General features: G+C 68.4%; 10 protein-coding genes and 2 pseudogenes. 6 read left to right on the top strand and 6 right to left on the bottom strand.

Annotation, left to right across the window (positions count from 1 at the left end; genetic code table 11):
- Positions 1-156, top strand: a pseudogene (locus H531_RS14065) (IS701 family transposase); the annotation flags it as partial.
- Positions 157-248: 92 nt separating this feature from the next.
- Here H531_RS14065 and H531_RS15180 read toward each other — a convergent pair.
- From H531_RS15180 to H531_RS0111945, 3 genes are all read right to left on the bottom strand, one after another.
- Entirely contained in the window at positions 249-371 is a 123-nt protein-coding gene (locus tag H531_RS15180; RefSeq protein WP_022799554.1) for a hypothetical protein, read from the bottom strand.
- A 111-nt stretch (positions 372-482) separates the two neighbouring features.
- A complete protein-coding gene (locus H531_RS0111950) occupies positions 483-1,103 on the bottom strand; it encodes a hypothetical protein (protein WP_022799553.1) in 621 nt (206 codons plus the stop codon).
- Entirely contained in the window at positions 1,100-1,711 is a 612-nt protein-coding gene (locus H531_RS0111945) for a PD-(D/E)XK nuclease family protein (protein ID WP_022799552.1), read from the bottom strand. Before H531_RS0111945 ends, H531_RS0111950 begins: the two co-directional genes overlap by 4 nt.
- 560 nt (positions 1,712-2,271) lie before the next feature.
- On the opposite strand from H531_RS0111945, the gene H531_RS14615 reads away from it, so the two are divergent.
- Positions 2,272-2,586 carry a hypothetical protein gene (locus tag H531_RS14615; protein WP_022799550.1) on the top strand — a complete coding sequence of 105 codons (315 nt, stop codon included), beginning with the start codon at positions 2,272-2,274 and terminating at the stop codon, positions 2,584-2,586.
- 33 nt (positions 2,587-2,619) lie between these two features.
- On the opposite strand, the gene H531_RS14990 is transcribed toward H531_RS14615, so the two are convergent.
- Positions 2,620-3,699, bottom strand: coding sequence for a hypothetical protein (locus H531_RS14990; RefSeq protein ID WP_245540698.1), 1,080 nt, complete (start codon positions 3,697-3,699; stop codon positions 2,620-2,622).
- A gap of 101 nt (positions 3,700-3,800) precedes the next feature.
- Here H531_RS14990 and H531_RS0111915 point away from each other — a divergent pair, with 101 nt between their 5' ends.
- The 4 genes from H531_RS0111915 to H531_RS0111900 all read left to right on the top strand — a co-directional run bounded on the left by H531_RS0111915 (position 3,801) and on the right by H531_RS0111900 (position 5,319).
- Positions 3,801-4,073, top strand: a complete 273-nt coding sequence (locus tag H531_RS0111915) for a BrnT family toxin (RefSeq protein ID WP_022799548.1) — start codon at positions 3,801-3,803, stop codon at positions 4,071-4,073.
- Positions 4,074-4,382 (top strand): CopG family antitoxin, encoded by a 309-nt coding sequence (locus tag H531_RS0111910; protein ID WP_022799547.1) that lies wholly within the window; start codon positions 4,074-4,076, stop codon positions 4,380-4,382.
- A gap of 258 nt (positions 4,383-4,640) precedes the next feature.
- Positions 4,641-4,883, top strand: a complete 243-nt coding sequence (locus H531_RS0111905; RefSeq protein ID WP_022799546.1) for an AbrB/MazE/SpoVT family DNA-binding domain-containing protein — start codon at positions 4,641-4,643, stop codon at positions 4,881-4,883.
- The gene (locus H531_RS0111900; RefSeq protein ID WP_022799545.1) at positions 4,864-5,319 is read left to right on the top strand and encodes a PIN domain-containing protein; all 456 of its coding nucleotides are present in this window, start codon (positions 4,864-4,866) and stop codon (positions 5,317-5,319) included. The genes H531_RS0111905 and H531_RS0111900 overlap by 20 nt, the downstream gene beginning before the upstream one ends.
- Positions 5,320-5,383: 64 nt before the next feature.
- On the opposite strand, the gene H531_RS14355 is transcribed toward H531_RS0111900, so the two are convergent.
- Both H531_RS14355 and H531_RS15360 read right to left on the bottom strand, forming a co-directional pair.
- Positions 5,384-5,542: a hypothetical protein gene (locus H531_RS14355; RefSeq protein ID WP_022799544.1), complete on the bottom strand. Its 159-nt coding sequence runs from the start codon at positions 5,540-5,542 to the stop codon at positions 5,384-5,386.
- A 248-nt stretch (positions 5,543-5,790) separates the two neighbouring features.
- Positions 5,791-5,898 (bottom strand): annotated as a pseudogene (locus H531_RS15360) (hypothetical protein); the annotation flags it as partial.
- Positions 5,899-6,622 lie beyond the last annotated feature (724 nt).

Raw genomic sequence — 6,622 nt, 5'->3', positions numbered from 1 at the left:
GAGGAGAGCAAGCTGGCCCTGCTGGAGTGGGCGGAGGAGCAGGGCTTTCAGCCGGAAGGCGTACTGTTTGACGCTTGGTACGCGGCGAGGCAGGTCTTGGAGCGGCTAAAGTTGAGTTTCTACCCATGCCGACGGAGACTTATCGCAGGTAAGCTGAGCCTGGATTTGAGCCCTCTGTTACCGGTGCCCCTAGGAAAGCGGGCATCCAGGGTATAGACCCGCCTCACCCCAGAGGCCAAAGCCGCCGCTCAGATAAGAGCGTCCCCGAAGGAGACCCTGGGAGAGGAGCGGCAGAGGAAGGCCCGCATCCAAAGGTCCTTGTCCCCGCCCACCGCCTTCAGGTTCTCCTCCTGGAGGAGGGCATCCACCATCGCTTCAGTACCACCCAAGCCGGTCCCGCTTCCCGGCCGTGGGTACCGCCCTTGGGGTTCTTAGGGGAGGAGGCGGGGATCCGGTTCCACCCCCGCCCCCTCCGGGGCCCTCTAGATGGCGCGGGCGGGACACCCGTGGCGGAGCGGGCAGCCCCTGCACGCCCGGCCAGCCACCCGGGCCCCCTGGCGGAGGGCTTCTACTGCCCGCCGGAGGGCTTCCCCTGTCCGCCGGTAAGCGGGGCTTCCCACAGGGGCCAGGGAGTAGGGAAGGGCACGGTGAGGCGCGACCAGGAGGAGGCGGGGGCGGAGGCCGTTCCTTCGGGCGAAGTCGTGGAGGCAGAAGCTGAGGGCCTCGAGGGCATCCTGCCTGGGGTTCGCGGTTCCCGCCCACCTGAGCCCCACCGCCTCGCCCCGGCCCAGGAGGAGCCCGTCCAGCTGGGCCCGAACCACGGCCTGGGGGAAGTGGAGCTCCAGCCGGGCCCTTAAGCGCAGGCGGTAGTCCTTGGGAAACCGAGCCACGGCCTCCGCCAGGGCCTGGGAGCGCGCGGAGGTCCCCAAGCTCTGGGAGCGCGTCCGAGAGCGGGGAATCTGCCTAGCTAGGCGGGCTTCCTCCAGGACCCGGGCGGGGCACACCCCCCGGAGGACCTCGAGGACCTGGGAGAGGGCGAAGAAGTGGACCTCCGAGGGGAGGCCCCGGGGGGCGCCGAGGCCCAAGGGGTCAAGGGGGCTCACGCCCCACCCCCAAGGTGGGCCACGCCCTCCGGGCAACTCCCCTCCCGGGCCAGGGGACAGCCCCTGCACTCCGGGCCTACCCTGGGCCTCCCCGCAAGAAGGGCCTCGAGGGCCTCCCGAGCCCGGGCCGTGAGGAGCTCGGGGCTGGGGACCTTTAGGTCTATGGCCCAACCTAGGCCCGGGTGCCAGAGCACGGCGGAAACCTGGCGCCTCAGGTCCACCCGGCCCTCCAACTGGGCCCAGGCCGCCGAGGCCAAGAGGGCCTGGAAGAGGTGCTCTAGCCGAAGCTCCCCGGTCTTCACCTCCACCACCACCGCCCTCCAGCCGTCCGCCACCACCAGGTCCAGCTCGGCGGTGAGGAAGAGGGGGGTCTCCAGGAAGGCCACGTTCACCCGGGCCTTGGCCCAGTAGCCCAGGTTGCGGTAGAGGGCGAGGAGGCGGTCCACCTCCCCGTGGTGGGCCTTCGCCTGGTCCTGGCCCGTGCCTTGGCCCTGCGATTTCTCCTCCTTGCGCCAATGGCCCGGGTCAGCGAAGCTACCCTGAAGAAGCCGCCTAGGGCAGCGGCCTGCCAGGACCTGGGCCACGTGGATGAGGGTGGGGTTCGGCATCACCCTTTCACCTCCGCTTCCCCAGGGCCGGAGGCCGGCCTCTCTGGCGCAGCGGCATTTGGACCGCTATGCGGAGGATTTTCAACCGAGGCTGGACGAAAGGAGCCGCGTTTCCCAGGTGCCTGGCCACGCCCATCCGGAGGGCCCTCGAGGACCGCCCCGTGGTCCTCCTAGGGGAAAGGTAGGCGGATAAGTCCACCCTGGCCCCCCGCTTCCACCGGGGCGTGGTCCTCCACCTGGGGCGGGTGACCGTGCCCTCCGCCAAGGGCCTCCACGTCTTCCCCCTCGAGGCCCTCTGGGGGATCTAAGGGGGTAGGCAACTGGCAGAACCCTGCCAGAACCGTCCTGCACGGCGCTCTTTCCCGTTGCGCCTAGCCCCTCTTCCTGTCACAGCTGGCAGAGCTCTGCCACGCCCGTCCAGGACGGCGTTCGCGTCGTCTAGCGATAGCTTTCACAAGACCGACGAGGCACCGGAAGGCCTACTGAGACGGAGTTGGGGACAAGCTTTATATAGCCTAGTCCCTATTGGCAGAACTCTGCCACCCAAGCATACTGGAACCATGCCACGGGGTAGGCACCTACAGCGGATCCCCCGGGAGGAGCGGGCCCGGCGGTTGGGCCAGGAGCCCCTAGGGCCAGGGGAGGCGAGCGAACCGGTACAGGTGCGAGCTCCTGAGGGGGTTCTCAAGCGGTTTAAGGAACTGACCGCCAGGGAGCGGGGCCAGGTGGTGGCCTTAGGTCTCGTCGTTTACGAAAGGTACGAAGGCGGGATAGAACCGGAAGAGCTGGGGGACTTCCTTGAGTACATAGAGCCCATCATAGAACGCACTCCAAACGCCGTTTGGAGGATCATCGAACGGCTTTGGGGCCGCTGAAGTCCTGCCCAAGCTTCTTCTACGTAGGGGCGGTCAGGGAGAAGGGGACCGGGGCCTCACCCGGGCAATGACCTCGAGGCGCGGTGGGTTTCCGGCCCACACCCCGAGGAGCTCCACCTCCCGGACCCCGGGGAACCTCTCCTCCCACAGGGCCAGCCGCTCCAGCAGCCACCCCTCGAGGCGGGACGGCCCACCGAAGCGGGCGGAGTGAGCCCCTAGATCCGCTTCCTCCGGGACAACCTGGGCCGCGTAGACCACCTGGCCGTCCACCGCGACCCTGAGCCTGGGGGGCTGGAGAACCCGAATTTTAGCGGCCAGGTCCGGGAGGCGGGCCCGGAGGGCGCCCCAGGCGGTCACAGCTCCACCTCCCACTCGGAACCCGCCTCCTCCTCGAGGGGTTGTCCCGCGACCTTCCCCAGGATCCGCTTCGCCCATCCTTTGGGGCAAGGGGCTTTGCCCAAAATCAGTACCGTTCCTGAGGGCACTTTCCCCCTTTTGGGCAAAGAACGACTCGGAGTCGACAAGGCGATAGAGCTTGGGGTTCCCCCGCCCCCCGAGGGCCATCTCCGTCACCTTCCCCCGGGCCCTCAGGTTCGCCAGGGCGGTTGTGGCGGTCCGCTCCTTCACGGTGGCCCGGGCCATGACCTCTTTGAGGAGGACCTGCCGGGGGAGGCCTCCTTCCCCCGCCACCCGGAGGGCCTGGAGGATGGCGGCCTCCGCCCGGGCCACCAATGTCCTTCCCACCATGAGGGGGTAGGGCTCGAGGGACCATCCCTCTCCCCCGTGGCCCTCCACCAGTTCCAGTCCCAGGGGTGAGGGAAGGGGAGCGTAGCGCTGCATGAGGGCTACAAGGCGCATGACCTTCGGCCCCTCGGCCTCCCTAGGCGGCACCCACTCCAGGGAGAACAGGGCTGCGGGGGAGGCCGCCCTGAGCGCCGCCCCCAGAGGCCCCCTCGGGAGGGCGTTCCGGGCGGGAGGCCAGTCCGCTTCCTCCAGGAGCAGAAGCGTGAGGCCCAGGCGTTGGGCTAGGGCAGCGAGGACCGACAGCGTGGCGGCCGCCCGGCGGGACCCTCCCGCGTCCACCCCCGGGAGGGCGCTGGCTAAGCCGTCCAAAACGAGGAACGCCGTGAGGGCCGCCCCGGCCAGGTGGGTCCCGGCGGTCGTGTTCCCCTCCCGTGTATGCCATGGTATATACTCAAAGGGGAGGCCGCCCCGTGGAGTTTGACTGGGACGAGGCCAACACCGATCACATCGCCCGGCACGGGGTGCGCCCCTGGGAGGCCGAGGAAGCCCTCACCGACCCCCTCCGCCTGGTCCTCAAGATCCGCTCCCAGCGGGGAGAGGAGCGCTGGGCGGCCCTGGGAGCCACGGAAGGGGGCCGGGTTCTCTTCCTGGTCTTTACCCGCAGGCGGGGCAGGGTGCGGGTCATCACCGCCCGGGACGCCTCCCCGGGGGAGAAAAGGCGGTACCGGAGAAGGGGGAAGTAGATGAGGGAAAAGCGCAAGGTGCAAAGCCTGGAGGAGATCCCCGAGTTTGGGAGCGAGGCGGAGGAGGCCCGCTTCTGGGCGGAGCACGAGCTGGGCGAGCCCCTCCTGGAGGCCATGGCCCCGCCCCCGGAAGGTCTCCTGCCCCCTCCTCGCCCCAGGACGCGGGCCATCTCCCTGCGCCTGGACGAGGACCTCCTGCGGCGGCTCAAGGCCATGGCGAGGAGGAAGGGCAAGGGCTACCAGACCCTCCTCAAGGAGTTCGTGCTGGAGAGGCTCTACGAGGAGGAGAAGCGGGAAGGAGTCATTTAGCGCCAAGGGCCTCCTCCAGGACCCTCAGGGCCTAGGCCCGGATGCCGCGCCTGCCCGGGGCCGCCATCGCCACCACCTAGAGGACGTCGCCCTCCACGATCTGGCGCTGGCAGAAGAGGAACACCAGAAGCAGAGGGAGGACTGCGAGGCTCGAGGCGGATGTCCCTTGGGGTTAAGCCCTATGCTTTACACGATCAGGGCCTTTCCTTCTTGATAAGTGGGAAACAAAGACACTCAACTTTTTGGTACACTGAAACCGTGGAGCTAGCCAAGCTCAGCCGCAAGGGCCAACTCTCCATCCCCAAGCGCCTCCTCAAGGCCTTGGGCGTGGAGGGGGAGGCATACTTCCTGGTGGAACTCGCTCCCGAAGGGGGCCTTCTCCTGCGCCCCGCCGGGGTCTACCCCTTAGAGGTCTACCCGGAAGAGCGCCTCCAGGAACTCCTGGCCGAGGACACCCTCACGGAGGAGGAACGCGCCCGCCTTGCCGCCCTCGCCCGTTAGGCTCCACCGCCTCTTCCTGGACGCCAACGTCCTCTTCGCCGCTTGCTGGCAAGAGGGAAGGGCGCGAGCCCTTTTGGAGCTGGCGCCCAGGGCCAAGGTCCTCCTCCTCACCTCCCCCCACGCCCTAGAGGAGGCCCGGCGCAACCTGGAGGCCCAGCGGCCCGAGGCCCTGGACTGCCTCCAGCGGATACGGGAGCAGGTGCAGACGGTCCCCGAGGCCCCCATGGCGTTGGTGCGGAAAGCGCTGGCGGAAGGCCTACCCCTTAAGGATGCCCCTATCCTGGCGGCTGCCTGGAGCGCCGGCGCCGAGGCCCTGGTGACTGGGGACCGGCGCCACTTTGGGCACCTCATGGGGAGGAGGGTAAGGGGGCTCTGGGTGGTTTCGCTGGCGGAAGCCTTGGCGGGGGTGATGGACCTCTTGGGGGGCAAGGGTTAGGCCCATAGAGGATTGAAACACTCCGGGAGTGAAGGCTAGGACCTGGCCCGATAGGGGCTCACTTTTACTGGGCCAGAAAGCGCACCCCCGTGGCCGGGGGCGTGGCCTCCACCTCCCCCCGGGGCTCCTCAGGGTCCAAAAGGCTGTCCCCGTCCCGGTCCAGGAAGGCGAGGAGGCGGTAAGTCCCGGGGGAAAGCCCCTCGAGGCGGAAAGGCCCCCCCATCCGGGGGCAGGAGGAGGTCTCGGCAAGACCCCTTCCCGGAAAAGGCGGAGAGCATCACTCGGGGGGGAGAGGCCTCCACTTGGACCTCCGCCGTGGCCTCGGCCTCGGCCCCGCCCCCCCAGGGTCAGCGAAGCTACCTTGAGGCGCACCCGGTAGGCCCCGGGGACCGTCCCCGTGGTCCTGAGGTCCTTGGCGAAGGGCACGGTTTCCCGCCCCTGATAGAGCACCACGCCCCGGTGGAAGCGGGGGCCAAGGGCCTGGGCCAGGGACTTTAGGCCCCGTGGGTCCTCGGGGCGGAGGCTCCCCCAGGCCTTCACCTCCACCCCCACCCCTCTCCTCCCCGGTCCCTCCAGCACCAGGTCCACCTCCTCCCCGGAGTGGCTGCGGTAGTAAAAGACCTCCACGCCCTCTCCCTCGAGGCCCTCTGGAGACTCTGAAACCCTAGGGTCGGAAAATGGCAGACCTCTGCCACGCGCGTCCCTGACGCAGCTGAGGCGCTCTTTTTCCACCCCCCCTTCCTGTCACAGCTGGCAGAGCTCTGCCACGCCCGTCCAGGACGAGGTCCATGTGGTCTAGCGATGGCTTTCACAAGGGCAGCGGGGTAGCGGAAGGCCTAATTGAGGTGGGAGTGAGCGTGCATATATATGGCCTAGCCCTCATTGGCAGAACTCTGCCACCCAAGCATACTGGAACCATGCCACTTCGGTGGAGCTGGCCCTGGGGGCCTGGGCGGAGGCCAAGGCCTTTCTCCAGGCCCAGGTGGGGAGGCTCCCCAGGGCCCTGGTGCACCAAGACCGTCAGCCGCCCTGGGGGGTCCTTTCCTGAGCCACGCTGCTGAGGGACGGGCAGAGGTTTTCCTACAGCCTGATGGGGGCCAGGGGCGTCACGCGAAGCGTACGTTTTCTCCGGTGGTGGAGAGCTTTTTTGCCCGGTTCAAGGGGGAGGGGCGGGACCCGTTTTTAGCCTTGGGGAGCTAAAGGAGGTGGTGGAGGAGCGGCTACGCTACTACCACGAGCGCCGGTTGCACTCGGGGCTCGGTTATCGGACGCCAAAGGAGGTGATGGCGGTAGACGCGGAGGC

It is taken from the genome of Thermus islandicus DSM 21543 (assembly GCF_000421625.1).
GTDB classification, from domain to species: domain Bacteria; phylum Deinococcota; class Deinococci; order Deinococcales; family Thermaceae; genus Thermus; species Thermus islandicus.
This window is presented reverse-complemented; position numbering and strand designations above follow the sequence as displayed.